We start from the raw sequence: 26,704 nt of genomic DNA, 5'->3' as shown, positions 1-26,704 counted from the left end.
TATGCACCCAAAAACAGCGTAAAGGGAGCTGTTTAGGGAGAAATTCGGAGCTGCTCCGTCGTGATTCCGGAGGATATGCACCCAGCAGGTGGATCGGGGTATAGATCCGGGACGATTCCGGAGCATGTGCACCCAGAAAAGGTACGATAACCGTTGTTTTGATCTACATAAACAGCGATTCCGGAGGATATGCACCCAGTTGGACCCTATTATTTTCTGCGCTTTTTGTTTAATTGCCAATTCCATCAAGAAAAGGCATATGGCAGGAAAAACAAAAAGAATGAGCACGATAAAACAATTACTCCGTTTACATCTCCAGGGGCTGTCCAACCGTAAGATTGCCGAGCAGATCGGTCTTTATAAGGGTACGGTGAACCGTTATGTCCAGAAGTTACAGGTCATCAGCCGCCCTGTCGGAGAACTGCTGGATATGGAAGAACCTGTTCTGGAGAGGCTTTTTACGGCAGGATCCCCCGCCTACCTACAGGACCGTTTCGAAGACTTCAAGCCTCTTATACCATATCTGGAAAAAGAACTCGGCCGCAAACACGTTACCCGCAAACTGCTCTGGGAAGAGTACCGTGCGGAGCACCCTGATGGCTACGGTTATTCGCAGTTCTGTCACCATCTGAACCAATTATCGGTAGCCCGCAGGGGCAGCGCGGTCTTCCAGCACGACCCGGCACACCGATTACAGGTTGACTTTGTGGGCGATACGCCGGGTTATATTGACCGCGACAGTGGGGAGATCATCAAGGTACAGGTGCTGGTTGCCGTCCTCCCATACTCCAATTATACCTTCGCCATGGCCGTTCCCACCCAGCACACCGACGACTTTCTATATGCGCTGGGAAAATGTCTGGAACATCTTGGAGGCGTACCTCAGGTACTCGTCCCGGACAATCTGAAAGCGGCCGTTATCCGGGCCGACAAATACGAACCGGTACTGAACAAAGTGATGGAGGACTTTGCCGAACACTATGGGCTGGTGGTCATTCCGGCAAGACCCCGTAAACAGAGGATGTGAATGCAGGCGATATAATCCTTGTTAAGCCCGGTGAAAAGATTGCCGTTGACGGTATCGTCACTTCCGGTACTTCTTATGTGGACGAAAGTATGCTGAGCGGAGAACCCGTACCAGTGATGAAAAAGGAAAACGAAAAAGTTTTTGCCGGAACGATCAACCAAAAAGGAAGTTTCCAGTTCAAAGCCGTTAAGGTCGGCAAAGAAACTATGCTGTCCCAGATCATCAAAATGGTGCAGGATGCACAGGGAAGTAAGGCTCCCGTACAGAAACTGGTGGATAAGATTGCAGGAATTTTTGTTCCGGTAGTAATGGGAATTGCCGTGCTAACTTTCATTATCTGGTTGATATTGGGTGGAGATAACGGTATCGTTCAGGGGCTACTGGCAGCCGTTACCGTATTGGTTATTGCCTGTCCGTGTGCCCTGGGGCTTGCCACGCCTACGGCAATCATGGTGGGCGTTGGTAAAGGAGCGGAAAAAGGTATCCTTATCAAAGATGCTGAAAGCCTTGAACTGGCAAAAAAAGTAAATGCAATAATCCTGGACAAAACGGGAACCATTACCGAGGGCAGACCTGAAGTAACGGGTATCCAGTGGCTCAATGATGACGACAGAACAAAAGACATCCTGTTAAGTATCGAAAAACAATCCGAGCATCCATTGGCTGAAGCCGTAGTAAAACACCTCGAAGCGGTGCAGCCCACAACGCTGTCATTGTTCGACAGTATAACCGGTAAAGGAGCAAAAGCAGATCATAATAATGAAACGTATTTTGTAGGTAATAAAAAACTATTGGTAGAAAACAATATCTACACAGCTGAGGAATTACTACAGCAGGCTACCGAGTGGGGTAATCAGTCCAAAACAGTCGTATGGTTTGCCAATAGTAAACAAGCCCTTGCGGTTATCGCCATTGCCGATAAGATCAAGGAAACTTCCGTTCAGGCAATCCGTGAAATGCAGGAAATGGGCATTGACCTGTATATGCTTACCGGAGACAATGAAGCTACAGCAAAAGCTATTGCACAGCAGACAGGTATCAAACATTACAAGGCAGAGGTTTTGCCACAACATAAGGCAGACTTTGTAAAAGAACTGCAACAGCACGGAAAAGTAGTCGCAATGGTTGGGGATGGTATCAACGACAGTACCGCATTGGCAACAGCCGATGTAAGTATAGCAATGGGCAAAGGTTCGGACATCGCCATGGACGTAGCCAAAATGACCATCATCTCTTCTGACCTGACCAAGATACCGATGGCCATGAGATTATCAAAACAGACCGTGGCTACCATCAAGCAGAACCTGTTCTGGGCATTTATATACAACCTAATCGGTATTCCCATCGCTGCCGGTATCCTTTATCCGGTAAATGGCTTCCTGTTGAACCTGATGATTGCAGGTGCTGCAATGGCACTGAGCAGTGTGAGTGTGGTGAGCAATAGCCTGTTACTTAAATGGAGAAAGTAAAACAGTAAATATCACAAATCAAACAAAGAATATCGCAAGCATTTCTGTATGATTATTGGCGAACTTTTCACTATAAAATAACAATACAATGAAACAAGTAAAAATAAGCGTTCCCGATATGCAAAGTACACATTGCCAGACAAGGGTAAATAACGCAATTAAAGATATCAACGGTGTACAGATAGACAATTTGCAGGCAGGTGAGATAACAGTTTCAGTTGCTTCTGAAAGCACAAAGGAGGAAGTCGTAAAGGCCATCGAAAAAGCAGGCTATTCCGTTTCCGATAAAGAAAATTGCGGCACTTCGGAAAAGCCCAAAGGAGGCTGTTGCAGTAAATAAGAATTAATCACTATAAAAATTAAGACAATGGAAAATAAAGCAATTCAATTCAAAACCAACATCAACTGCGGTGGTTGTGTGGCATCGGTAAAACCTCATTTGGATAAAGCCGTAGGTTCGGGTCAATGGCAGGTAGATACCGCCAATAAAGATAAGATACTTACTGTTACATCTGAAGCCGTAACGGAAAATGAAGTGATCGAGACCGTGAAAAAAGCAGGATTTAAAATAGAGGCTTTGTAAGCGTTAACGATCCTACGAATGTAGAATGCCCTTTGTTGGAAGATGAAAATCTTTTTGACGGGGGCATTCAATTTTTAAAACAATTACTAAGAATGAATATGATATTGCTAATATTTTATCATATACACCTGTAAAACAGCAAAAAAAAGATACAAACTGCTGTAACGAAATAATTTTATTTATAACTTTGTCATGTTGAAAAATTTGAGCATACATATCGGCATAATTATTTTTTTCTGCTTAGGTTTCTTTTTGATACCTAACCAGTCTTATGCCTGTGCCAAGCATTCAGCAAAGACCGAAAAAACATCCTGCTCAAAAACAAAATCTAAAGATTCCAAGGAAAAAGACTGCTGTAAAACAAAGTCCTGCAAAAAAAGCAGGGAAGACAAAGGGCATTGCAGCGGTAACTGCAGCGACAAATCCTGCAACAGTACGTCCTATTCTTCAATGGGACTTCCTATATTTCTTGAGATTAAAACCAAAAGCTATTTTGCAGAAGCAAAAAAACAAAAATTCGGATTCAAGGAAACCTACTACTCTTCAGGCTATTCCTTTATTTGGCTCCCCCCTAAAATAAGCTAAAATGGTGGCTGTATAGCCAAAAGTACGTCCTTTCAAATCCGTTTTGAAGGAATAGACTATTACATTTTATCTAATTCAGTAATTTTTATTCTAATGAAATCCGTAAATAAAATATTTATGGCGATGGCACTATCGCTATATTCAGTTGTCAGTTTTGCACAGATCAAAAATGCCAAAACAGAAACCGTACACATCTATGGCGAATGCGGGATGTGCAGGGCGAGAATAGCAAAAGCAGGCAATATCAAAAAGGTTGCACTGGTAAACTGGGATGAAAATACCAAGAAAGCCGAGATCACTTACGATAGTGAAAAGACCAATACCGACGAGATCCTTAAACGCATTGCCCTGGCAGGTCATGATAACGAAAAATTCCTGGCTCCGGACGATGCCTATGCCAAGCTGCATGGCTGCTGCCAATACCAGCGGACACTAAAAGACTATGTCAGTCAGGAGCAGCAGAAAAGTTCCGTGCCGGATGAGCATTTAGGTCACCACACAGCTCAATCAAATTCTATGGAATCTGCACAGGAAATCCCGCAGTTAAAACAGGTATTCGATCATTATTTTGCTCTAAAAGATGCCCTGGTAAAAACAGATGGAAATATGGCAAAGGCAAAAGCTACCGATCTTTCCAAAGCGATCAAAGCTGTGGATGTAGCGAAGCTAAATGCCGAAGAACGTGCAATATGGGAAAATTATGTAAAGGATTTTGGTGCAAGTGTGGATAAAATTATTGCTGCAAAAGATATTTCGGGACAAAGAAAATCCTTCTCTGAACTTTCAAAACCCGTTTATGAGCTTGCAAAGGTTTCCAAGCAGGACAGTCCGGTTTACTATCAGCACTGTCCGATGTTCAATGGTGGGGCAAACTGGCTCAGTAAAGAAAATACGGTCAAGAACCCTTACTATGGTTCCCAGATGCTTACCTGTGGCAGCGTTGTAGAAACCATAAAATAATACGCCTGCCACATGAAGAACAATACGAATTGGTATGTTATTACCGGAGGACCTTCGACAGGAAAAACCACGGTAGTAAACCTCTTATCCGAAAGGGATACCATACGGCAATTGAACACGCAAGACATTACATCGATACGATGGCTGTCGGTGGAAAAACCGTAGAGGAGATAAGGGAAAATAAGCTGGAATTTCAGCAGGGTGTACTTAAAATGCAGATTGAACAGGAAGCAGACCTTGATCCAAAAGAAACCGTGTTTCTGGACAGGGCAATCCCAGATGCACTTGCCTATTATCGTTTTTTGGGGCTACAACCCGATGATCTGATAAATGATGCCTTGACAAAAGTTGATTACAAAAAAGTATTCATACTTGAAAGGCTGCCGTTCATCAAGGATTATGCACGTACGGAAAATGAAAGTGAACAGCTTCACATCCATTCCCTCATCATAGAGGTCTATGAATCCCTGTCCCTGCCAGTAGTCCACGTTCCCGTACTTCCCCCGGAAGAAAGGGTTCAGTTTATTCTTAACAATCTTTAATTTTTTAATCGATCATGAAAAAATATACGTGCCCTATGCACCCACAGGTGATAAAAGATGAACCTGGCAAATGTCCGCTCTGCGGAATGGATCTGGTGCCAATGGATGCAGGCAATCACCCCAATGATACCGATCACCACGGGCATCATCATGAACATGACCACCACCATCACGACCACGGGCAGCATAACGACTATAACAAACATGCTGGCCATCGCACAGGTGATTTCCTGAAAAGGTTCTGGGTCAGCTTGATCATTACGGTTCCTATCCTGCTGCTATCGCACATGATACAGCACTGGCTTGGTTTTGATCTCAAATTTACGGGCGACAACTATGTGCTGCTTGTCCTGGGAACAATAATCTATGTGTATGGCGGTATGCCTTTCCTAAAAGGCATGGTCGGAGAAATCAAGGCCAAAGCTATCGGCATGATGACCCTGGTAGCCATTGCTATTACCGTCGCTTACGTTTATTCGGTAGCCGTGGCACTGGGATTGAAAGGTATGGACTTCTTCTGGGAGCTGGCCACCCTTATCGACATTATGCTCTTGGGGCATTGGCTGGAAATGCGTTCCCAAATGGCGGCATCCAAAGCATTGCAATCATTGGTCGCATTGCTTCCTAATAGTGTTACGGTAGAACGTAACGGTGAAGCTGTAAAGATAAAACTGGAAGAACTGCAAAACGGAGAAACGGTTATTATCAAACCGGGTGAAAAAATTCCTGCCGATGGGCTGGTTACCGAAGGGCTTTCCTATATCAACGAAAGTATGCTTACCGGAGAAAGTGTTCCCGTTAAGAAAGAGGTAAATGATAAAGTAATCGCAGGTTCCATCAATGGTGACGGTGCCGTTAAGATCAAGGTGACGGGAGTTGGTAAAGACAGTTACCTGAACAAGGTCATCAACCTGGTACAGGAAGCCCAGGCAACCAAATCAAACACCCAGAACCTTGCAGATAAAGTAGCAAAATGGCTGACTTTTATTGCCATAGCCGTCGGGATCATCACATTCGTTTACTGGTTCTCCAGCACGGGCGATATGGCCTTTGCACTGGAAAGAATGGTTACGGTAATGGTAACTGCCTGTCCGCACGCATTGGGGGTAGCCATACCTTTGGTTGTCGCTATTTCCACGACCCTATCGGCCACAAACGGACTGTTGATAAGAAACCGTACTGCATTTGAAACCACAAGAAAGCTTTCCACCATTATTTTTGATAAAACAGGAACACTTACCAAAGGTTCCCATGCGGTAGAAAAGGTTATTCCCTTGACAGACGAGTATAGTGCGGATGACGTTATCCAATACGCTGCCGCTGTACAGCAAAACTCTGAACACCATATCGCAAAAGGTATAATCACCCAACTGAAAGAAAAGGGACTTGCTCTATGGAAATCTGAGAACTTCAGCTATATGCAAGGCATTGGTGTACGGGGAACTGTCAACGGTAAAAATGTAGTGGCAGCCGGTCCGAACTATTTTAGCGAAAACAAGCTTTCATTGCCCGAAATCCCAACTGAGATCAATCAGGAGGCAGAAACCGTAAACTTCGTATTGATCGAAAACAAGGTCATCGGGATCATTACACTGGCTGACAGTATCCGTGAGGGTTCACAGGCTGCCATTGATAAGCTAAAAAAAATGGACATCAAATCGTTTCTTCTTACAGGAGATAATGAGAAAATTGCTGCCGCTGTAGCCGGAAAATTGGGTATGGATGGCTATCTGGCAAATGTGCTTCCGCACAACAAACAGGAAAAGATCAAGGAGTTTCAGGCAAAAGGCGAAATCGTAGCGATGACCGGCGACGGTGTGAACGATGCTCCCGCACTTGCCCAGGCCGATGTGGGGATCGCAGTTGGTTCAGGAACCGATGTAGCGGCAGAAACGGCCGACATTATACTGGTCGATAGCGATCCGAAAGACATCGTGAAGCTGATAGACTTTGGAAAACTTACCTACAAGAAAATGGTTCAGAACCTGATATGGGCCGTTGGCTACAACGTGGTAGCCATCCCCCTTGCAGCAGGTCTGCTCTACCCGAAATTTGTTTTAAGCCCTGCTATGGGTGCCGTACTGATGAGTGTGAGCACAATTGTAGTGGCTATCAATGCAAGTTTATTAAAAATCAAAAAGTAACAGAAAATGAAAAATATAACACTATCCATATCCGCTGCTGTACTGATGACAATAGCAGTATCTTGTAACCAGTCGTCCAATAAAAATTCGGAACAACCTGAAAACGGTTCAACGGCTGTAGCAGAAGATCAATCTACACAACAGTCAGAAAAGAAAGCAACCGATTCAGCTACTATTGAAGACGGGACATCAACAGCACAGGGCGATAACAATAGCTTTTCCATTGCACCTATCGTAACAGATTACCTGTCATTGAAGAATGCTCTGGTATCGGATAACGACAAAGCTGCCGCAAGTGCGGGCAAAAAACTGTTGGCGACTTTAAACAAAGTAGACATACAGTCCGTACCTGCCGATAAATATCAGAAATATATGGATATAGCTGATGACGCCAAGGAACATGCAGAACATATCGGTGAGAATGCAGGCAACATTCACCACCAGCGTGAACATCTTTCATCCCTTAGTGAAGACCTGAAGGACCTGATCGCATTGTTCAGTACGTCCCAGACCTTATATCAGGACCATTGCCCGATGTTCAATGATAATAAGGGAGCGATATGGCTGAGTGAAAGCAAGGACATCAAGAATCCGTATTATGGGGCAGAAATGTTGACCTGCGGTAATGTGCAGAAGACCATTGCTGCCAAGTAAACCCAATATGGATCACATTGCCGGTAGTATAACTTGAATTTGCAGATGGGCTTAATTGTGTGAGATTTATTGAGAAATCAGTAAATCTCACAAATCTAACAAGAAAAATCACAATAGCCGGGTTTGTTAAAATTCTCAATTTTATACTGTTGACTGGTAATGGGTAAGCAATGTAATAATGGGTATAAAAAAGAAAATTATTTTGGGGTTGGCTGTTATCCTGATCGGTATACAGTTCTTCCAGCCGTTGCGAAACCAGTCGGAGGAAGTAACTGAAGCTCATTTTGAAAAAGTATATGCCGTACCCCAAAATATAAAGGCAATCCTTGTTCGATCCTGTTATGACTGCCATAGCAATAATACCCGGTATCCATGGTATGGTCGCATCCAGCCGGGAGCATGGTATATGGCAGACCATATCCGTAAAGGGAAACAGGAACTGAATTTCAGCGAGTTTGGCGATTATTCTCAACGTAGGAAACGCAGCAAACTGAGATCTATAGCCGGACAGATAAAAGATGGAGAAATGCCACTGTCGTCTTACACCCTGATCCACCGTGATGCCATCATTTCAGAGAACGACAGGCAGGTTTTAACGCAGTGGTTCGAAGCTATGGAAGACAGCAATAAATAAAATTAGGAACAATGTACAAACATCAGAATATAATTATAAAAACATTACAGACAGTATTTATACTGCTCTTTACACATACACTATTCGCCCAGAAAGTAGTGCACTACGATCTTTATATAAAGGATACCCTTGTAAATTATGCAGGTAAGGAAAAAAGGGCTATCGCGGTAAACGGGCAGATCCCGATGCCAACCTTAACCTTTACCGAGGGCGATACTGCCGAAATAGTCGTGCACAACCTGCTGAAGGAAAACACCTCACTCCATTGGCATGGCGTTTTTCTGCCCAATAAAGAAGATGGTGTACCCCATCTTACCCAACAGCCCATTCCTGCCGGTTCTACCTATACGTATCGTTTTCCCATTATCCAGAACGGTACCCATTGGTACCATTCGCATTCAGGATTGCAGGAACAGATCGGGATGTACGGGAATTTTGTCATGAAGAAACGTGAAGATGACAAGACCTTCAGGAAAGGCATTGATGATCTGCCAACGGTACCCATTATCCTGAGTGAATGGACAAACTTAAATCCCAACAACATCAACCGGATGCTGCATAACGCCAACGATTGGGCCGCTATCAAAAAAGGGGCTACGCAATCCTACGGTGAGGCTATCAGGGAAGGTCAGTTTGGCACAAAGGTGAAAAATGAATGGAAACGTATGCTCGCAATGGATGTAAGCGATGTCTATTATGACAAGATCCTTATCAACGGAAGCAATTCACCCCAGCTGAAGTCCGTGGATGGCAAGCCGCTCAAAGCAGGCGATAAAGTCCGCCTACGTATTTCAAATGGTGGAGCTTCCTCTTATTTCTGGTTACGCTATGCTGGCGGTAAGATAACGGTGGTAGCCAGTGACGGAAATGATGTGGAACCTGTTGAGGTGGACAGGTTGATCATAGCCGTATCAGAAACCTATGATATTGTTGTTACGATTCCCAGTGAAGGAACTGCATACGAATTATTGGCAACTACGGAAGACAGAACACAATCGGCAAGCTTTTACATTGGAAATGGCGTAAAACAACTGATTGCCCCTTTACCAAAATTGAAATATTTTGAAGGGATGAAGATGATGAACGACATGATGAAGATGAACGGCGACCTGGATGATATGGGAATGAACATGAGCCTGAACCAGATGGATATGAATGTGGTAATGTATCCCGAAATTACAGGAGAGGCGGGCAAAAAAGCAGATCATAGCAAACATGGCGGTATGGATATGGACAATGATCCCAACCGCTATAATGCCAATGCACTTGGCGATATCGTTACCCTGAACTATGCGATGCTAAAATCTCCCCGTAACACGACACTTCCCAAAGATGCCCCTGTCAAGGAACTGAAATTTACACTTAGCGGAAATATGAACCGCTACGTGTGGAGCATGGACAACAAAGTACTTTCAGAAGTTGACAAAATACCGGTAAAGAAAGGCGAGGTATTGCGTATCACGCTCCATAATAATTCCATGATGCGCCATCCGATGCACCTGCATGGGTTCGATTTCAGGTTATTGAACGGTCACGGAGAAAATTCGCCCATGAAGAACATCATAGATATTATGCCGATGGAAACCGATACGATAGAGTTTGCGGCAAATGAGGAAGGAGACTGGTTCTTCCACTGTCATATCCTTTACCACATGATGGCGGGTATGAACCGTGTTTTTGCCGTTGGCGATTATGAAAACCCGTACCTACCTGATAAGGCAAAAGCATACAGGGCATTGCAGAAGGAGGCCAATATGCCGCATTTCATGGCACAGAATGATTTTGCGACCAATGGTAATGACGGTGAAGCCATGCTTCAGAATGCCAGATGGAGTCTGGGGACAGAATGGCGTTTAGGGTATAACGATATGCACGGATACGAAGTGGAAACCCATCTGGGAAGATACATCGGTAAGATGCAATGGCTAATGCCTTTCATCGGATTTGACTGGCGTTACCGTAAAATGGGTATTGATGAGCATGAAAAAAATATTTTTGGGCAGACCAACAAAAAGGACAACAGGAGTGCCGTTAGCCTTGGGGTAATGTACACATTGCCCATGCTGGTGAACTTTCAGGCTGAGGTGTACCATGACGGGATTGTCCGACTGTCATTGATGCGGGAGGATATTCCGATATCCAAACGCTTACGCGCAGGATTTATGGTCAATACCGATATGGAATATATGGGGGAACTGAGATATATTTTTACCAAGAATATCGGACTGCGGGCACATTATGACAGCGATATGGGATTTGGAGCTGGGATTGCATTGACATACTGATAATTTAAAAAAAAATAAACAATGAAATTTCTAAAATGGATATATAATACATTCTTCAAAAAGAATTGCTGCCGTTAAAAACGGTCAAAAGAACAGCTAAAAAAAAGCAAATAATTTAAACGAACAGATATGATCACAACAGAGAAAACTTTATCGGAAGTTATGGAGATCCTCAGACAGCGGGGTTATACCGAAGACTTCAACCTATTGGAAGTTTCCGCATCCTATACGCCGGACAAACATTGCATCAACATCAATGATCTGGTCATTGATAAGATATACCGTTTTACCGGGCAGAACGACCTGGATGACGAAGCCATCCTTTACGCCATGCACAATAAGAGCGACGGGGCAAAAGGTGTATTTGTGAATGGTTACGGGACCTACACGGACACCGAAGCCGACGAGATCATCAGTAAAATTGCGGTACATGAAAATGATTCGGATGACTGGACAATAGATTGCTCAGGCAACTGCTAAAAATGTATAATTAACTGTAATTTTTATTAAATTTGCATAATAATTCATGAAAAAACTATTCGTCATATTCCTTTCCATGTTGTATCTGGTATTGTCCACGGGCTTTATCCAGTACTCCCATATGTGCAAGGGAATGGCTGTAAAACTTTACAGTCTGACGAATAGTAATACCCATGTCGATTCGGACAAACCCTGTCCGATATGTTCAAACAAGAATAAAGAACTAAAAGAAAAAAAGAAAGGCTGCTGTAAGCACGAAACCAAGATCGTTAAGGTAGATAATGCAGCACATAAATATTCAGGATTTGACCTGTCGGTTAAATTCTGGGGCGAAGCGATTCCTAATGAAACATTGGGGGCATTGTTTGAATTTTCAGGAATATACCCTGAACCTTCCAAACCAACCTACCGTTCTACCAAGATCCCTATAAGGGGTAATCCACTCTACATACTTCACTGCGTTTATAGAATTTAGGATCTGATGTTCCGAAACTAAGAATTGCATGCCCATACATAGGGTTATGCCTTAATTCGTTATGTCTAATTTCTAATTTTTATAACAATGAATATAAAGATCATTGCATCTGTTGGTGTAGTGCTCCTGTGCAGTCTTCATAGCTATGCACAGGTACTGCATCTGGACAATGCACTCCAACGTTCCGCTGAAAACTATGACAGGATAAAATCCAAAAAATCGATAGTTTCTGCATTCGAACAAAATACCGTTTTTCAAAAACAACAATACCTGCCGGATGTAACCCTTGCAGCGCAGCAGAGTTTCGGAACCATCAATATGGTACACGGTTCTATGTACGCCTACGGAGGTCTGGCTTCTGCATCCACTTCGTTGCCACTGGCGGAACAGAACTGGAATGCCGCTTTTGGTTCACTTTACTTTGCCAATGTCAACTGGAACCTGTTCACTTTCGGCAGGATAAAGAATGAGGTAAAACTGGGACAGTCCAAAGAAAAGACTGCCATTGCAGATCTTGAACAGGAAATTTTCCAGCTTCAGGTGAAAACGAGTGCTGCCTATCTGAACTTATTGGCCAGCCAGCGCATACAGTATGTACAGGAAAAAAACCTGGAACGGGCACAGGTGTTTTTTGAAATGACCGACTCCCGTGCAAAAAGTGGCCTGATCCCGGAAGTAGATGCTTCATTGGCGAAAGCGGAGGTTTCCAACGCAAAATCTTTGCAGATTAAATCTTATGATAAAGTATTAGAATACTCAAAGCAGCTTGCCGTATTTCTGGGTGAGGACTTTAAGACCTACCAGCTGGATAGCCTCTACAGCACAAGCATACCCAAAAGTATACTTAGTCCTGAAAATAATGATGTCAGCAAACATCCTCTGCTCCAGTTACAGCAAAGTAAGGTTGACCAGAGCCTTCAATCCGAATCTTTGGTAAAGACCCAAAGGCTTCCCAATTTGTCTGCCTTTGGCGTACTTCAGGGACGTGGTTCGGGTTTTGAATCCAATTATATGCAGGATAACAGTGCCTATTCAGGCTCGTACCTGAAAGGAGTCGGTATTGACAGGGGAAATTACCTGCTCGGTTTTACGTTGAGCTGGAACATTACCAACCTGTACCGTTTCAACAGCAAGGTAAAGGAACAGCAGTATTTTACCCAATCATTGAAGCAGGATTATGATCTCCTGCACAAAGAGCTCAACGCCCAGTCCAAGCTTGCCCAGTCACAGCTGACCAATGCCTACGAAAACTTTGAGGAAACCAAAGTGCAGTTATCCGCTGCACAATTGGCCTACAAACAGCACACGGCATTGTACGAAAACGGGCTGACCACTTTAGTGGATTATACGCAGGCTTTATACGCACTGAACCGTGCCGAGATTGACTACGAGATAGCCCAGAACAATGTATGGCAGGCACTCCTGCTATTGGCATCATCACATGGCGATCTTGAAATATTGACCCAAAAACATTAACTAAATAATTGAATCAATGAATTTGATAAGTTTTGCTTTAAAAAAGCCACTTTCCATATTAGTCATTGTACTTGGCTTACTGTTCTTTGGGATCAAAGCGACCAGAGATGTGAAAGTGGACATCTTGCCGGAGATGAACCTGCCGGTAGTTTATATAGCCCATTCCTTTAACGGATACACGCCGCAACAGATGGAAGGGTATTTTACGAAAATGTATGTGAACATGATGCTGTTTGCCAACGGTATCAAATCCATCGAAAGTAAAAATACGCAGGGACTTACCTTAATGAAGATTACTTTCTATGAAGGTACCGAAATGGGTGAAGCCATAGCCAGTATCAATGCCCTGTCCAACCGTTCGCAGGTATTCCTGCCACCGGGTGCTCCGCCACCGTTCATTATCCGTTTTGATGCCTCATCACAACCGGTTGGGCAATTGGTGTTCCGTAGCAATACAAAGACAAATAACCAGTTACAGGATATTGCAAACTTTAACGCCCGTCCGTTCCTGATTAAGATACCCGGCTTGACAACAGCCCCACCTTTCGGAGGTAGCCCGCGTACCATTGAGATCAATGTCGATCCCTACAAGTTACGTTCACATAATTTATCTCCGGAACAGGTTGTTGAAGCCATCAGCAGAAACAACATTACATCCCCTTCCGGAAATATCTATATCGGGGATAAAAATTATCTGACACCGACCAATAATACGGTGAAGAATATAGAAGAACTGGGCGATGTGCCGATTTTCAAGGGCACAGTGGACAATGTGTATATCCGTGACGTAGCAACCGTTAAGGACGGTGCGGATATTGCCACAGGCTATGCCCTTATTGACGGAAAACGTTCCGTATATATCAACATTGCCAAGGCCGGTAATGCCTCTACACTCGATGTTGTCAATACGCTAAAGAAACAGCTGCCGGACATTCAGCGTAATATGCCAGATGACGTGAAGATATCCTATGAATTCGATCAATCGGTGTATATTTCCAACGCCTTGAAAAGCCTTGTTGTAGAGGGCGTACTGGGAGCTTTGCTGACCGGATTGATGGTACTGCTGTTCCTGAATGACCGCAGGGCGGCACTGATTGTGATCATGACCATTCCGATCTCTATTATCTCTGCTGTGCTTTTCCTTAAGCTCTTCGGACAGACCATCAATATCATGTCGCTTTCAGGTCTTGCACTGGCAATCGGTATATTGGTGGACGAGAGTACAGTGACCATCGAAAATATCCACCAGCACTTTGCTATGGGCAAGACAAAAGCACAGGCGATATGGGATGCGTGTAAGGAAATTGCATTTCCAAAACTGCTCATCATGCTATGTATCCTTGCCGTATTCGCACCGGCATTTATGATGACAGGTATTCCGGGATCGCTGTTTATGCCATTGGCAATGGCCATTGGTTTTTCGATGATTATCTCCTTCCTTTTATCACAGACTTTCGTTCCTGTGATGGCAAACTGGATGATGAAACACAATGTTGTAAACTGCGAAAACCCTGCACATAAAGAAGACAGGTTTACAAAGTTCAGGGAGAAATTTTCAAACTTCCTTTCGGGTCTGATGAAATTCAGGAAACCTATCGTGGGAATTAGCCTGATTGCCGTTATCCTTGCCGGAGCCGGCCTTTATCTGATTACCGGAAAAGACGTACTTCCTGCTTCCAATTCCAAACAATTTCAGGTAAGGCTTAAAGCTGCCGACGGAACCCGCATAGAAGTAACCGAGAAAAAGGTGAAAAATTTTCTTGAGCTTCTAAAAGCCAAGGTAGGTAAGGATAATGTTGCCATATCATCGGTTTTTATCGGACAGCATCCTTCAACATTTGCCGTGAGCCCGATCTATCTATACAATGCGGGACCGCATGAAGCCCTGATGCAGGTAGCCCTTAAAGAATTTAACGGTAATTCAGATGAGCTGAAAGATGAACTCCGTCAATATTACAAGGAAAAAATGCCCGATCTGCAACTCTCATTTGAACCGATTGAACTAACAGAAAAAATCTTGAGCCAGGGAGCTAATAACCCTGTTGAGATCCGTGTGTCGGGGATGATGAAGAAAATGAACATGATGACGGCAAATAAGCTTCTTGCAAAACTGAAGGAGCTTGACTATATGCGTGATCAACAGATCCCACAATCCATGAACTATCCGGCGATGCAGATCAATATTGACCGTACAAGGGCTGCCCAGTTGGGACTGGACCCACAGGATATCGCTAAATCACTGGTTGCCGCAACAGCTTCGACACGTTATACCAATAAAAACTTTTGGGTTGGAGGTATGATGGGTATTGCATACGATGTACAGGTTCAGACCCCTCAGAATATACTGAACAGCAAAGAGGAACTGGAAAATCTTCCCCTGACCAAAAACCAGGACAGGCCTGTATTAAGCGATGTTGCTACGGTGCTGCCTACAAAGGAAATGGGAGAAAGTTATAACCTTGGAACAATGGGCTATACAACGGTAACAGCCAACCTGCATAAAAAAGACCTTGAACAGGCGTCCAAAGATGTAAAAGCAGCAATAGCTTCTCTTGGTGAATTGCCAAAGGGTATCAATATTGAGGTTGCAGGACTTGCTCCTGTTCTGGACGAGACATTAGGAAGCTTAGCTTCAGGACTATTGATCGCTGTCGTAGTCATATTTCTGATGCTTTCTGCCACATTCCAATCCTTCAGGGTTTCGTGGGTAATTCTATCAACTGTTCCTTTTGTAATTGTGGGTGCGTTGGTTGCCCTGAACCTGACAGGTTCTACACTGAACCTTCAATCCTATATGGGAATGATTATGTCGGTCGGGGTATCGATTGCAAATGCGGTGTTATTGATTTCAAATGCCGAAACGATACGTAAATCTTCAAATGATGCACTTGGAGCCGCAATAGAAGCAGCCAAATTACGTATCCGTCCTATTGTCATGACCACGTTGGCCATGGTTGCCGGTATGTTACCGATGGCTATCGGATTTGGAGAGGGCGGTGATCAGGTATCTCCATTGGGACGTGCCGTAATCGGTGGGTTGATTTTCTCTACTTTCTCGGTATTGATCGTTCTCCCGCTTGTATTCGGTTGGGTTCAGAAAAAAGCATCCATTGTATCCAACTCGCTGCATCCAGAAGATGAGGAAAGTATTCACTTTGTAAACCTAAAAAAATAAAGAAATGAAATATATAACAATATTGGCAGCTTCATTTATAATGCTGCTGACCGCCTGCAATAATGAAACAAAAGAAGCAGCAAAGGAAGAACCCAAAAAAGGCGGCATGCCTGGTATGGGGATGGGAATGGGAATGATGATGAACCCTTGGGAAACTGTCGAAATATCTAAGTCCAACCCGAAGGTAATGCTGAAATTAGCTGGTGAGCTAAAGCCTGACCAACAGACAGCCCTGTTTGCAAAAGTTAACAGTTATGTAAAAAGTATCCGTGTAGATATCGGTGATAAAGTATCGGCAGGTCAGATTCTGGCAGTATTGGAAGCACCTGAAATCCAGTCGCAGGTAGCAAGTGCTAAGGCGAAATTGGAAGCTCAGGAAGCCATCTATTTCTCGACCAAAGCTACTTACGACAGGACAATGAAAGCCAACGAAACACAGGGAGCTATTGCAAAAGATGCGCTTGACCAGATCAAGGCCCGTAAACTTTCCGATGAGGCTCAGTTGAATGCCGCAAGGTCTGCCTATAATGAGATCAAGGATATCAATAATTACCTGGTGATCAAAGCTCCGTTCAGCGGAACAATCACGGATAGAAACGTGGATCTGGGTGCCTATGTGGGACCAATGAACAAAGAGCCTTTGTTGGTGGTGGAGAACAATCAGAAACTACGTCTAAATCTTTCCGTTCCGGAAGCCAATACGCCTTACCTTAAATTAGGTGACACGATCCGTTTCCACGTGAGATCACAGCCCCAGCAAAAGCATATTGCTCTGGTCAGCAGAAAATCGGGAAGCCTTGACTTGAAACTCCGTTCTGAAAAGATCGAAGCCGATTTTATCAATAAGAATAATATCCTGAAACCGTATATGGTTGCTGAGACGACCATTCCTTTACAAAATACGGAACCTACATTTTTTGTTCCCAAAACCGCAGTTGTTGAAAGCGGAATGGGCGTGTATGTGATACGTGTAGAGAATGGAAAGACCAAAAATGTTCCGGTGAGCAAGGGACGTGTAATGCCGGAACAGGTAGAAGTTTTTGGAGAACTTAATCAGGGAGACAAAATATTAAAAATGGGATCGGAAGAAATTCAGGAAGCTACTGAAGTTCCGAACAAACCAAATAATCCTAATAAAAAATAAACAAAATGAAAGTACAGTTCAAATTCTTAAGTATCGTGGCATTTGCCACGGTACTTCTCATCGGATGTAGCCAGAACAAAAGTAATGAAGGAACTTCAACTAATGAAGTTACTACAGCTACACCTGCAAGCAACGTAAAAAGTAACGAACCTAAAAAAGGCGACCATGTACCAAGCAACCTTGTCTGTATGGTAAATGATGCCTACATGGGCAAGCAACAATTGGAAGTTCCTTTTGATGGGAAAACCTATTATGGATGTTGTGAAATGTGCAAGAAGCGTATTCCACAGGATGAGAGTGTCCGCTATGCCCTAGACCCTCAAACGATGAAGAAAGTAGACAAAGCGACAGCTTATATCGTTCTGATTGCTGACGGCGGTGAGGTAGCCTATTTTGAAAATGAACAGAATTATACGGCATTTAAAAATGGAGTGAAATAACACAAGGTTATTGGTTGTATCGTCTGCTCAAGAATTGAGTAGACGATTTCTGTTATAATCACCAAATCATGTAATCCTTATGAAAAAGATTCTGAATATAGTTCAAACCTGTAAATGTTTATGACCCAACTACTGGTAGCAGGGAAAAGAAAAGTTCAACTCCAATTGAATTACACCATTTTCAAGCGGTGACTTATCAGGACAAGATATACGTGATAGGAGCATTTACAGGAGAATTTCCCCATGAAATTCCAGTTCCAAACATTTATATCTATGATCCTGCAAACGATACTTGGACGGAGGGGGCGGAAATACCGGAAAGCAGAAGACGTGGTGCGGCAGGAGTAGTAGTTCATAATGGCAAATTTTATTTAGCCGGAGGTGCCAAAGATGGTCATTGGGGTGATAACTCAAATAACTTTGATGAGTATGACCCTGAAACAGGAAAATGGACAGTATTGCCCGATATGCCGAGAGTTCGTGACCATTTTCAAGCAGTTGTTGTGAATAATAAATTTTACGCTACGGCTGGGAGAAAATCGCTTATAAAAGAGAATAAAGGCTTCGAGCTTACATATGGCGAAGTCGATGTTTTTGATTTTAATTCTGGGAAATGGACGACCTTACCAAAAGAATTTGACTTACCTACACAGCGTGCAGGTAATGCAACAATCAATTATGGGAATGGCTTTATTGTGGTTGGAGGTGAGAGCAGTAAACAGATTAAAGCACATAATGAAGTAGAATACTTCGATCCCGAAAAGGGGTGGAAACTATTAAACCGTTTAACAAAAGGTAGGCACGGAACGCAGGTTGTACGAATAAATAACACATACTATGTAGCAGCTGGATGTGCACATCGTGGCGGGTCACCTGAATTAAATGATATTGAGGTAATATCCTTAGACGATAAAAATTGATGGTGCTTTTCAAATTTATCCACGTAAAAAATGGGCAGATAAACTAAAATTATCTGCCCATTTTTTTATCTTTCTCCTATAAATAATAAATCAAAACAACCTATCCGCATGGTTGGTGCGATTTTCTCCTGCGGGTTTTTGGTATTCCCATGTCTGTGTTCTTAAGCCCTTTTCAGGGCGTAGCTTTGTCCAATTTGTTAGCGGGGTTCTGAACCACCACAAAGTTAAACGGACTTTTCGTTATGTCGGGTCATATCAAGTTCTGTAGCCTCAGCAGTTCTCTGTCATGGTAAGCAATTTTAGCGGCTATTTTATCCGGGTCGTATACAGGCATCAGGCCGGCGTCATATTCCTGCTTTTTGTCGAGCATGTTCCAGAGAACCGTTCCGATCTTCCTGGCTATTGCAATCAGTGCTTTCTTTTTGGATTTCCTCATCGCTAACCGGGCATATTTTCCCTGATAATGGCTGCCTTTTGTTCTGATGGCGGCCCATGCTATCTGTACAAGTATAGTTCTGAGGAACTTGTTGCCCTTGGTTGTAGCGGTACTCTTGTATTTTCCGGCACTTTCATCATTTCGTGGGCGCAGCCCCGTCCATCCGGAAAATTTCCCGCTGTTCTCAAAGGCAGACATCTCCCCGCCGGATTCTGCGATGAATGACATTGCTGCAATGTCGTTTATGCCCGGGTGACTCTTGAGCAGCTCCAGTTGCTCCGCATAGCGATCGGCACAGAGCTGTTCCATCATGGCCAGGCATCGTTCTTCCTGCGATTCAAGCAAGCTGTATTCTTCATCCAGCAGCGAGAGAGCGAATCTGTGATGCGGGCAGATGTGACCTTCAAGCGCATTCCGTATCGTGTCGGCATGCCGGTTACGGATACGTGGGTGCACATGGCAGAGGAGTTCCTCCGGACTATCACGCCCATCAGCTATGGCTTGCACGACACGCCGGAAACTCTTTCCGTTAAGATCACTGACATAACTGCCCAAACGGATATTGCACATAACAAGAAGCCTGTCCATTTCCTGGACAACGGAAGTCATGCGACCCTGAAGTTTACGGTACTTGCGTGCGTAGACACGTAACTCCCTGATGTCCGCTTTCGGCACCAGACTGCCCCTGAGCATTCCTTTTTGCAGTAAAAGAGCTATCCATTGGGCATCCTTGACATCGCTCTTACGACCCGGCATCTGCTTGATCAGAAAGGGATTGACCAGCAGAAGTTCGAACCCCATGTCTTCAAGGATGTTCCATACAGGAATCCAATACACGCCCGTACTCTCCATGGCCACCCGAAGGACTCCCTGCTCTTGCAGATGTTCCCCCATTTGCCGGATCGAACAGGTAAGTGTGGAATAATCCTTAACCTCTTCGCATTTCTTCCCATTGCGGACGGCACAAAAGATCGTATCTTTGTGTACGTCGAGACCGCATACTTTCATAGAGTTTTTTCCTGAAATATAAAGATTGTACTTCGAGTACGGAAATTCGGGGCGGTCTTGACACTATTTTTATGTGTCTGTGTGTAGCTCCAAAAAACTTCATGTATATTTGTCTTTAGATTTACAAGGAAAGTTAGTGAGGATGAATGCATTAAGCACCATTACCAAATCGTTACCGATTGCAATTCAATCCATCGTAAACTACTCATGATAAACCTACTTGTCTTTTTTTAAAGTTTTTGTTTAAAAATATGCGCAAAAAAACACAATTGATGATCGCGACGATGTTGTTTTCGACGACCGTTGCTGTGAGCCAGATGAAAGTACGGGATGAACTGCCCGAAAAATACAAGTGGAACTTATCTGACCTGTATGCCACTGACGAGGCCTGGAGGGCAGAGAAAGAGAAAATTCAGCAGAAGATGCAAGAGGTAACCCGGTATCAGGGCAAGCTGACACAGTCGGCCGCCACCCTTTTGGAGGCGTTGTCGTTCAACAGCACGCTCATTAAGGATATGGTACGGCTGTCCTCGTACGCGTCGATGAAATCTGATCAGGATACACGGGTCACCAAATATGCCGGTATGAAGCAGGAGATGCAACAACTTTTTGCGGAGTACGGAGCTTTAACATCGTTTATGGAACCCGAGCTATTGACGCTGCAGGAGGAGCAGCTCAACCGCTTTTTTACGCAGGAAAAAGAACTGACGACTTACAAATTCTATCTGACGGACCTGCTTCGCAAGCGTGCACATAGAGGTTCCGAAGAGGTTGAAAAGGTATTGGCTTATTCCTCGTTAATGTCGGGCAATGCCGCGAATATCTTCAGTACGTTTTCTAATGCGGAGTTCCCGCACGCAGAGATCGACCTAAACGGAGAGCGCATAAAGCTTAACCCTGCTAATTTTGCGTTGTATAGGGCAAGCGAGGACAGGAATGTGCGAAGTAAGGTCTTCGAAACGTATTTCCGCAAGCTGAACGAGTTTCAACGCACATTTGGCGCCCAGCTTTATGGGAATATCAATGCCGCTTTGTTTGCCACAAAAGCCAGGAAATATGAAAGCACGTTACAGCGGGCGCTCGACGATGGCAATATCCCGACAGCGGTTTTCCATAACCTCATCAAAAACGTAAACGGTAATCTCGAAACATTCCACCGCTATTTGAACCTTCGGAAGCGCATGATGGGGCTAGACACGTTGCATTACTACGACCTGTACGCGCCGCTTGTCGAAAAGGTCGATCTGGCGTATACCGTAGAAGAAGCGGTCGAAAATATTCTGAAGTCCTTGAAACCTCTGGGTACAGATTACATCAACGTTTCAAAGAAAGCGTTTAACGAAAGATGGATCGACATGTATCCAAACGAAGGTAAAAGGTCGGGCGCCTATTCTAACGGATCGGCGTACGATGTCCATCCGTATATACTGATGAACTACAATGGAAAGTACAATGACATGTCCACGCTGACGCACGAGCTCGGACATACCATGCACAGTTACCTGACCAACAAAAAGCAGCATTTTGCCAATGCAGACTATTCTATCTTCGTTGCAGAGGTGGCGTCGACGTTAAACGAAGAGCTGCTGAACGACTACATGCTGCAGCAGATCAAGGATGATAAGACGCGGTTAGCCATCCTGGGCAACTACCTTGAGGGGGCCAAAGGGACGTTATTCCGGCAAACCCAGTTTGCTGAATTCGAATCGATGATCCACGATAGGGTTGCCAAGGGAGAAGCGCTGACCGGCGAAGATTTTGACCAGATGTATCTTGAACTGACCAGACGATACTACGGACATGATAAAAATGTCTGTATAGTCGACGACTACATTAAATCGGAATGGTCGTATATTCCGCATTTTTATTACAACTTTTATGTCTACCAATACGCTACCTCTTTTACCGCTTCGACGGCACTATCAGAAAAGGTGCTTCGGGGGACGGATGAGGATCGCCGGAGGTACTTGGATTTTCTCTCTGCAGGAAGCACAAAATATCCGGTCGAACTGTTGGTGGATGCGGGAGTAGACATGAATACGTCTGAGCCGTTTGACCTCACTATCGCCAAGATCAACAAAGTCATGGCGGAGATGGAGGCCATTTTAACCAGAATGGGGAAATAGTCCTATCGCCGAGGGGCCACGGATGAGTTTGCGGCTTGTGGGGGCGCGAACTCATCCGTACACTGTGTTTCATGGCAGATGGCTTATGGCAAATGGCAAATGGCTTATGGCAGATGGCTTATGGCAGATGGCTTATGGCAGATGGCTTATGGCAAATGGCTTATGGCAGATGGCTTATGGCAGATGGCAAATGGCAGGTGGCTTATGGCTTATGGCAGATAGCAAATGGCAGATGGCTATAAGCCGTAGAGTTGTTGATTCGTAAAGATGTAAAGGCCCGAACTCCTAGGATGAACCGAAAGTTACTTCATCCCTAGTTTCTAACTACTCAAATCTCACTACTCAAATCTCGCTTCTGTTTTTTGGCTTTCGCAACAATGAGATTTAAAGACATTAGTTACGGAACTTTTGCGTGACCATCAGACCATATAACCCTCCATCAAGGATGCCGATTCCCACGCGGCCGAACGCTTTCCGAAGGATATTTGCGCGGTGGCCAGGCGAGTTCATCAGTCCTTCGTGCGCTAAGGGGAGGCTCTGGGCAAGTGCCAGGTTCTCGCCCGCGGCAACGAACGTAATGTTAGCGGCGCGGATGCGGTCGAAGGGCGTCTTTCCCTCCGGGGAGATGTGCGAAAAGTAGCTCCTTGCAAACATATCTTGGGAGTGTGCTCGCGCAACGGGAGTCAGCTCCTCGTCTAAGGTGAGCGGTGGCAGACTTTCTTTTGCACGTTCTTCGTTTATCATATCGAGCATCTGCCGCTCCAGGTCTGGACGGGGTTTAGCGTTATCGACCGAAAAGGGGAGGGTTATGCTCTTTGACGATTCCGGCGCTATAGTCATTTTATTGATCGAGCGATTTACGGCGTCGAGTGCCGGCGCAAACGGCCTTTCGACCCTTGCCAGCCCATTTGTCAGCTGCTCCGCGATTTTACTCTCCCTGGTCTTTACCGTCAACGTCTCCGAAAAGGGTAATAAAAGCAACAGGGTAGACAGGATGGCCGCATATAACAATCCCGATATCGCTCCCGGTATAAATCCGAAAAAGTGGTTTAAGCGATGCCGATGTGCCTCCGGCGGAATTGCGTTCAGAACCTTGTTGGCCAAAAAAGATAGCACCGAGCCTACGACAAGTAGTGTAAACAGGAAGGACAGCGGCATGGTCCATATGCTATCCGCGATATAGGTTTCAAATAGATGGGCCACATGTCTATATAATAAAAAAGTGGCTAGCAGACCTCCAAGCCAGGAGATCAGTCTGATCGTGCATCCAAAGAATCCCCCCGTCACCCCGTTCCACACCGAGACGATGACGACGAGCAAAAGTATAATATCAATTATGTTCATACTGCTTCCATAGGACAATGTTCAGGGGATAAATGTTTTCAGTGTCCTGAAATCGACTGGAAAGAGCTTTTCCATCTGTATTTTAGGGGCTAGGAGAGTCCGTGCGTTAGTCGATAGCCCGCTGTGCATTATAGCTTATTATTGTCCGTAAAGCCGGAGGCTTCGACGGGCTCAGCCTGACATTATAGAAGGGTAGGGATGTCGCTCTTCGACAGGTCAGCCTGACATTATAGAAGGATAGGGATTTCGCTCTTCGATAGCGCTCAGCGTGATATTAAAGGTTTGTCATGTCCGTAAAGCCGGAGGCTTCGACGGGCTCAGCCTGACATTCTCGTAGGACAGGGATGTCGCTCTTCGATAGCGCTCAGCGTGATATTAAAGGTTTGTCATGTCCGTAAAGCCGGAGGCTTCGACGGGCTCAGCCTGACATTCTCGTAGGACAGGGATGTCGCTCTTCGACAGGCTCAGCGTGACATAAAGGTTTATCATTCAACAATGTTCAGCGACAGTAAAGCTCAACGTGACGTTACTGCCATTGTAATTCAATAGTACATGATGGTATTCAATAATTTTATGTGCTTTATGCCGGGATAGGGAGAAATTTAGCCCTATCGGAATCGTTTTTCCGTTCTTGTGGGCAAATAACATACTTCGGAAATTTGTCCAAAACGATTCATATGATAGAAAATACAGTTTATCAAAACGAGCTATCGGGTAAGGTCGCGCTGGTAACCGGCGGAACAAAGGGAGCAGGGAAGGCCATCGCGGAGCGCTTAAAGCGTGCTGGAGCACAGGTGATTGTCACTGCCCGGAATGCGCCTGACGACACCGGCCACGGTCTATACTTTGTCGCGGCGGATCTAAGCGCACCGGAAGGTGCGGCCGGCGTCGCCAAAGAGGTGTTTGGAAAGTTTGGTGGCGTCGATATTCTGGTAAACAACCTTGGCGGTTCGGAAACGCCAGCGGGAGGGTTTGCCGTATTAACGGATGTAGACTGGGAGCAGACGCTGCAGATCAACCTGCTCGCTCCAGTGCGGTTGGATAGAGCGTTTTTACCGCAGATGATAAAGAACGGAAGCGGTGTTATCATTCACATCGCCTCTATCCAGGGGAAACTGCCGCTGCACGATTCGACGCTTCCGTACGCTGCTGCCAAGGCGGGGCTCATCAACTACAGCAAAGGCCTTTCAAAAGAAGTCTCATCCAAAGGTGTCCGGGTACTGACGGTATCGCCGGGCGGTATCATGACCGACGCCGCGCAACGGATGATGCAACGAATCTCAGAAAGCTCGGGCATTTCCGTCGAAGAAGCGACGCAGAGCGTATTGAACGCATTGGGCGGGGTGCCGTTCGGGCGATTTGCAAAGCCTGAAGAGGTGGCTGAATTGGTGGGATTTCTTGTCTCGCCGAGGGCCGGCTATCTGACGGGAACCGAGTTTGTAATTGATGGGGGAACCATTCCAACCGTATAATCAGGAGGACTTGGCGTACCACATCCCGACATCCGCCGGAATTCCGGCGGAAGCATGGCTAAGCCGGATTAGAAAAGCTATCGTTGCCGGTAGAAATGCTGACAGGATAGATATGATGAACATTTAAAATATAAAAAACAATGAAATTACCTAAAGTAGTAGCCGACCTCATCGACGCACAGTATCATTTTAATCCCGACGCTTATGCAGCCTGTTTTTCAGAGACAGCGCTGGTGCACGATGAAGGGCATGCGTATGTCGGCCGCGAGGAGATCAAACGATGGATCAGCAAAGCGAATAGCGAGTACAACACCGTGATGAAGCCCCTCAGCTTCGAAGAGACGGAAGGGGGAAGCCTTTTGACCGCCGAAGTGTCGGGCACCTTTCCAGGGAGTCCGGTCGTACTGAAGTTTTACCTCCAGATCGCCGACGGGTTGATAACATCATTGAAAATAGCCGGCTAACAGTGACAAGGCCGATAACGTTAAATCGGACAAACATACGTAGCGTCCAGTGTTAGACCTCATTTTTTGGAGTCAGCCGGTAGGGCCGGCGACTCCAAAAAAAAAGTCACCTTTCGCCATCCATCAGCTCCTGATACCTGTCTATAAAAAGTCCGACGTGATAGCCGTCCACAAGCCCGTGGTGCACGTGAATGGACACGGGCATGGTTTTTACACCATCATTTTCCGTCATCTTTCCAAACGAAACCTTGGGCGAACTGTCAGCGAAGGAGAAGCTTCTTGCAAGCGAATGGGGCGGCGCACTGTTACTTTTTCAACCTGCTCTCATAGAGGTTTATCCATTGTTCCACCGATAGTTTTCCCATCAGTTCGCCAATAAGCTGAAATGGGATGTCATCTGTCTTCTTAAACCGGATACAGCTTTTGCCCATATCCAATTTTTGTTTGCTGTGTTGGGGATACGAAGCAACAAACCAGTCCGACAGCGCTGGATCAGCATATATACCCATATGGTAGAAGTTAATCGAATTTTTCTCTGATGCGATGGATGCGAAAGGTAGCGGCTCTGCCGGCTTGCAGTGATAGCCCGGCGGGTAGATGCTATGTGGTACGACGTATCCCAGCATGCCGTAACTGATGGCCGCCTCAAAGCCTGAAGGTAGGTTTTCGACGATGGTCTCATGCAGCTTTTGAAAGGCCGGCGCCCGGTCGGGAGGCACGTTGGATAGGATTTCCTCCACGGTTTGTCCCGGTGTTTTCATTTCAGCTATTGTTTACGATTTATTCCTGCATGTGCCCCATCCGCAAGGGCCCATTACTGTTAAATGGGCCTTTGCATGATGAAGTTTTATCACTGGTTTT

Annotated in this window: 23 protein-coding genes and 3 pseudogenes; 22 read left to right on the top strand and 4 right to left on the bottom strand. The window is 45.0% G+C overall.

The annotated features are described in order from the left end of the window. Positions 1-124: 124 nt before the first annotated feature. The 18 genes and pseudogenes from istA (at position 125) to BC792_RS03010 (ending at position 18,993) form a co-directional block, all read left to right on the top strand. Positions 125-1,027: an IS21 family transposase gene (gene istA / locus BC792_RS03095; protein WP_317131703.1), complete on the top strand. Its 903-nt coding sequence runs from the start codon at positions 125-127 to the stop codon at positions 1,025-1,027. Further along, positions 1,018-2,496 (top strand): annotated as a pseudogene (locus BC792_RS03090) (copper-translocating P-type ATPase); the annotation flags it as partial. The gene istA and the pseudogene BC792_RS03090, both read left to right, overlap by 10 nt. A gap of 88 nt (positions 2,497-2,584) precedes the next feature. Further along, a complete protein-coding gene (locus BC792_RS03085; RefSeq protein WP_148907527.1) occupies positions 2,585-2,836 on the top strand; it encodes a heavy-metal-associated domain-containing protein in 252 nt (83 codons plus the stop codon). Between the two features lie 27 nt (positions 2,837-2,863). Beyond that, complete coding sequence (locus BC792_RS03080; protein WP_148907526.1) at positions 2,864-3,079, top strand: heavy-metal-associated domain-containing protein; 216 nt, start codon at positions 2,864-2,866, stop codon at positions 3,077-3,079. Between the two features lie 277 nt (positions 3,080-3,356). Then, positions 3,357-3,659, top strand: a complete 303-nt coding sequence (locus BC792_RS03075) for a hypothetical protein (RefSeq protein WP_148907525.1) — start codon at positions 3,357-3,359, stop codon at positions 3,657-3,659. A 128-nt stretch (positions 3,660-3,787) separates the two neighbouring features. Then, positions 3,788-4,624 (top strand): DUF3347 domain-containing protein, encoded by an 837-nt coding sequence (locus tag BC792_RS03070; RefSeq protein WP_246154813.1) that lies wholly within the window; start codon positions 3,788-3,790, stop codon positions 4,622-4,624. A 12-nt stretch (positions 4,625-4,636) separates the two neighbouring features. Then, positions 4,637-5,166, top strand: a pseudogene (locus tag BC792_RS03065) (AAA family ATPase). Positions 5,167-5,180: 14 nt separating this feature from the next. Further along, positions 5,181-7,310 carry a copper-translocating P-type ATPase gene (locus tag BC792_RS03060; protein ID WP_148907523.1) on the top strand — a complete coding sequence of 710 codons (2,130 nt, stop codon included), beginning with the start codon at positions 5,181-5,183 and terminating at the stop codon, positions 7,308-7,310. Between the two features lie 6 nt (positions 7,311-7,316). Further along, positions 7,317-7,964 carry a DUF3347 domain-containing protein gene (locus tag BC792_RS03055; RefSeq protein ID WP_148907522.1) on the top strand — a complete coding sequence of 216 codons (648 nt, stop codon included), beginning with the start codon at positions 7,317-7,319 and terminating at the stop codon, positions 7,962-7,964. 178 nt (positions 7,965-8,142) lie between these two features. After that, entirely contained in the window at positions 8,143-8,598 is a 456-nt protein-coding gene (locus BC792_RS03050) for a heme-binding domain-containing protein (protein WP_148907521.1), read from the top strand. Between the two features lie 11 nt (positions 8,599-8,609). Beyond that, entirely contained in the window at positions 8,610-10,883 is a 2,274-nt protein-coding gene (locus tag BC792_RS03045) for a multicopper oxidase family protein (RefSeq protein ID WP_148907520.1), read from the top strand. 129 nt (positions 10,884-11,012) lie between these two features. Then, positions 11,013-11,363 (top strand): hypothetical protein, encoded by a 351-nt coding sequence (locus BC792_RS03040; RefSeq protein WP_148907519.1) that lies wholly within the window; start codon positions 11,013-11,015, stop codon positions 11,361-11,363. Between the two features lie 46 nt (positions 11,364-11,409). After that, positions 11,410-11,838: an HYC_CC_PP family protein gene (locus tag BC792_RS03035; RefSeq protein WP_148907518.1), complete on the top strand. Its 429-nt coding sequence runs from the start codon at positions 11,410-11,412 to the stop codon at positions 11,836-11,838. A gap of 87 nt (positions 11,839-11,925) precedes the next feature. Then, complete coding sequence (locus BC792_RS03030) at positions 11,926-13,314, top strand: TolC family protein (RefSeq protein WP_148907517.1); 1,389 nt, start codon at positions 11,926-11,928, stop codon at positions 13,312-13,314. A 16-nt stretch (positions 13,315-13,330) separates the two neighbouring features. After that, complete coding sequence (locus BC792_RS03025; RefSeq protein ID WP_148907516.1) at positions 13,331-16,489, top strand: efflux RND transporter permease subunit; 3,159 nt, start codon at positions 13,331-13,333, stop codon at positions 16,487-16,489. Between the two features lie 4 nt (positions 16,490-16,493). Beyond that, positions 16,494-17,633, top strand: coding sequence for an efflux RND transporter periplasmic adaptor subunit (locus tag BC792_RS03020; RefSeq protein WP_148907515.1), 1,140 nt, complete (start codon positions 16,494-16,496; stop codon positions 17,631-17,633). Between the two features lie 5 nt (positions 17,634-17,638). Next, the gene (locus BC792_RS03015; protein WP_148907514.1) at positions 17,639-18,073 is read left to right on the top strand and encodes a hypothetical protein; all 435 of its coding nucleotides are present in this window, start codon (positions 17,639-17,641) and stop codon (positions 18,071-18,073) included. A gap of 164 nt (positions 18,074-18,237) precedes the next feature. Then, entirely contained in the window at positions 18,238-18,993 is a 756-nt protein-coding gene (locus BC792_RS03010) for a Kelch repeat-containing protein (RefSeq protein WP_148907513.1), read from the top strand. A gap of 250 nt (positions 18,994-19,243) precedes the next feature. Here BC792_RS03010 and BC792_RS03005 read toward each other — a convergent pair whose 3' ends face one another. After that, positions 19,244-20,437, bottom strand: coding sequence for an IS110 family RNA-guided transposase (locus BC792_RS03005; protein ID WP_148907512.1), 1,194 nt, complete (start codon positions 20,435-20,437; stop codon positions 19,244-19,246). A gap of 251 nt (positions 20,438-20,688) precedes the next feature. Here BC792_RS03005 and pepF point away from each other — a divergent pair, with 251 nt between their 5' ends. Beyond that, complete coding sequence (gene pepF / locus BC792_RS03000) at positions 20,689-22,563, top strand: oligoendopeptidase F (protein WP_148907511.1); 1,875 nt, start codon at positions 20,689-20,691, stop codon at positions 22,561-22,563. Positions 22,564-22,634: 71 nt separating this feature from the next. Continuing rightward, positions 22,635-22,805, top strand: coding sequence for a hypothetical protein (locus BC792_RS18265; RefSeq protein ID WP_170249939.1), 171 nt, complete (start codon positions 22,635-22,637; stop codon positions 22,803-22,805). Between the two features lie 151 nt (positions 22,806-22,956). On the opposite strand, the gene BC792_RS02995 is transcribed toward BC792_RS18265, so the two are convergent. Continuing rightward, a complete protein-coding gene (locus BC792_RS02995; RefSeq protein WP_148907510.1) occupies positions 22,957-23,907 on the bottom strand; it encodes a CvpA family protein in 951 nt (316 codons plus the stop codon). 677 nt (positions 23,908-24,584) lie between these two features. Here BC792_RS02995 and BC792_RS02990 point away from each other — a divergent pair. Further along, positions 24,585-25,379 carry an SDR family oxidoreductase gene (locus BC792_RS02990; protein WP_148907509.1) on the top strand — a complete coding sequence of 265 codons (795 nt, stop codon included), beginning with the start codon at positions 24,585-24,587 and terminating at the stop codon, positions 25,377-25,379. A 140-nt stretch (positions 25,380-25,519) separates the two neighbouring features. After that, the gene (locus BC792_RS02985) at positions 25,520-25,843 is read left to right on the top strand and encodes a nuclear transport factor 2 family protein (protein ID WP_148907508.1); all 324 of its coding nucleotides are present in this window, start codon (positions 25,520-25,522) and stop codon (positions 25,841-25,843) included. Positions 25,844-25,949: 106 nt separating this feature from the next. On the opposite strand, the pseudogene BC792_RS02980 reads toward BC792_RS02985, so the two are convergent. Together BC792_RS02980 and BC792_RS02975 are read right to left on the bottom strand one after the other, a co-directional pair. Further along, positions 25,950-26,078, bottom strand: a pseudogene (locus BC792_RS02980) (CatA-like O-acetyltransferase); the annotation flags it as partial. 70 nt (positions 26,079-26,148) lie between these two features. After that, positions 26,149-26,604 carry a DUF1801 domain-containing protein gene (locus tag BC792_RS02975; RefSeq protein WP_148907506.1) on the bottom strand — a complete coding sequence of 152 codons (456 nt, stop codon included), beginning with the start codon at positions 26,602-26,604 and terminating at the stop codon, positions 26,149-26,151. Positions 26,605-26,704: the final 100 nt, after the last annotated feature.

Origin of the sequence: Sphingobacterium allocomposti, from assembly GCF_008124885.1 — a bacterium.
Taxonomy (GTDB): Bacteria; Bacteroidota; Bacteroidia; order Sphingobacteriales; family Sphingobacteriaceae; genus Sphingobacterium; species Sphingobacterium allocomposti.
This window is presented reverse-complemented; position numbering and strand designations above follow the sequence as displayed.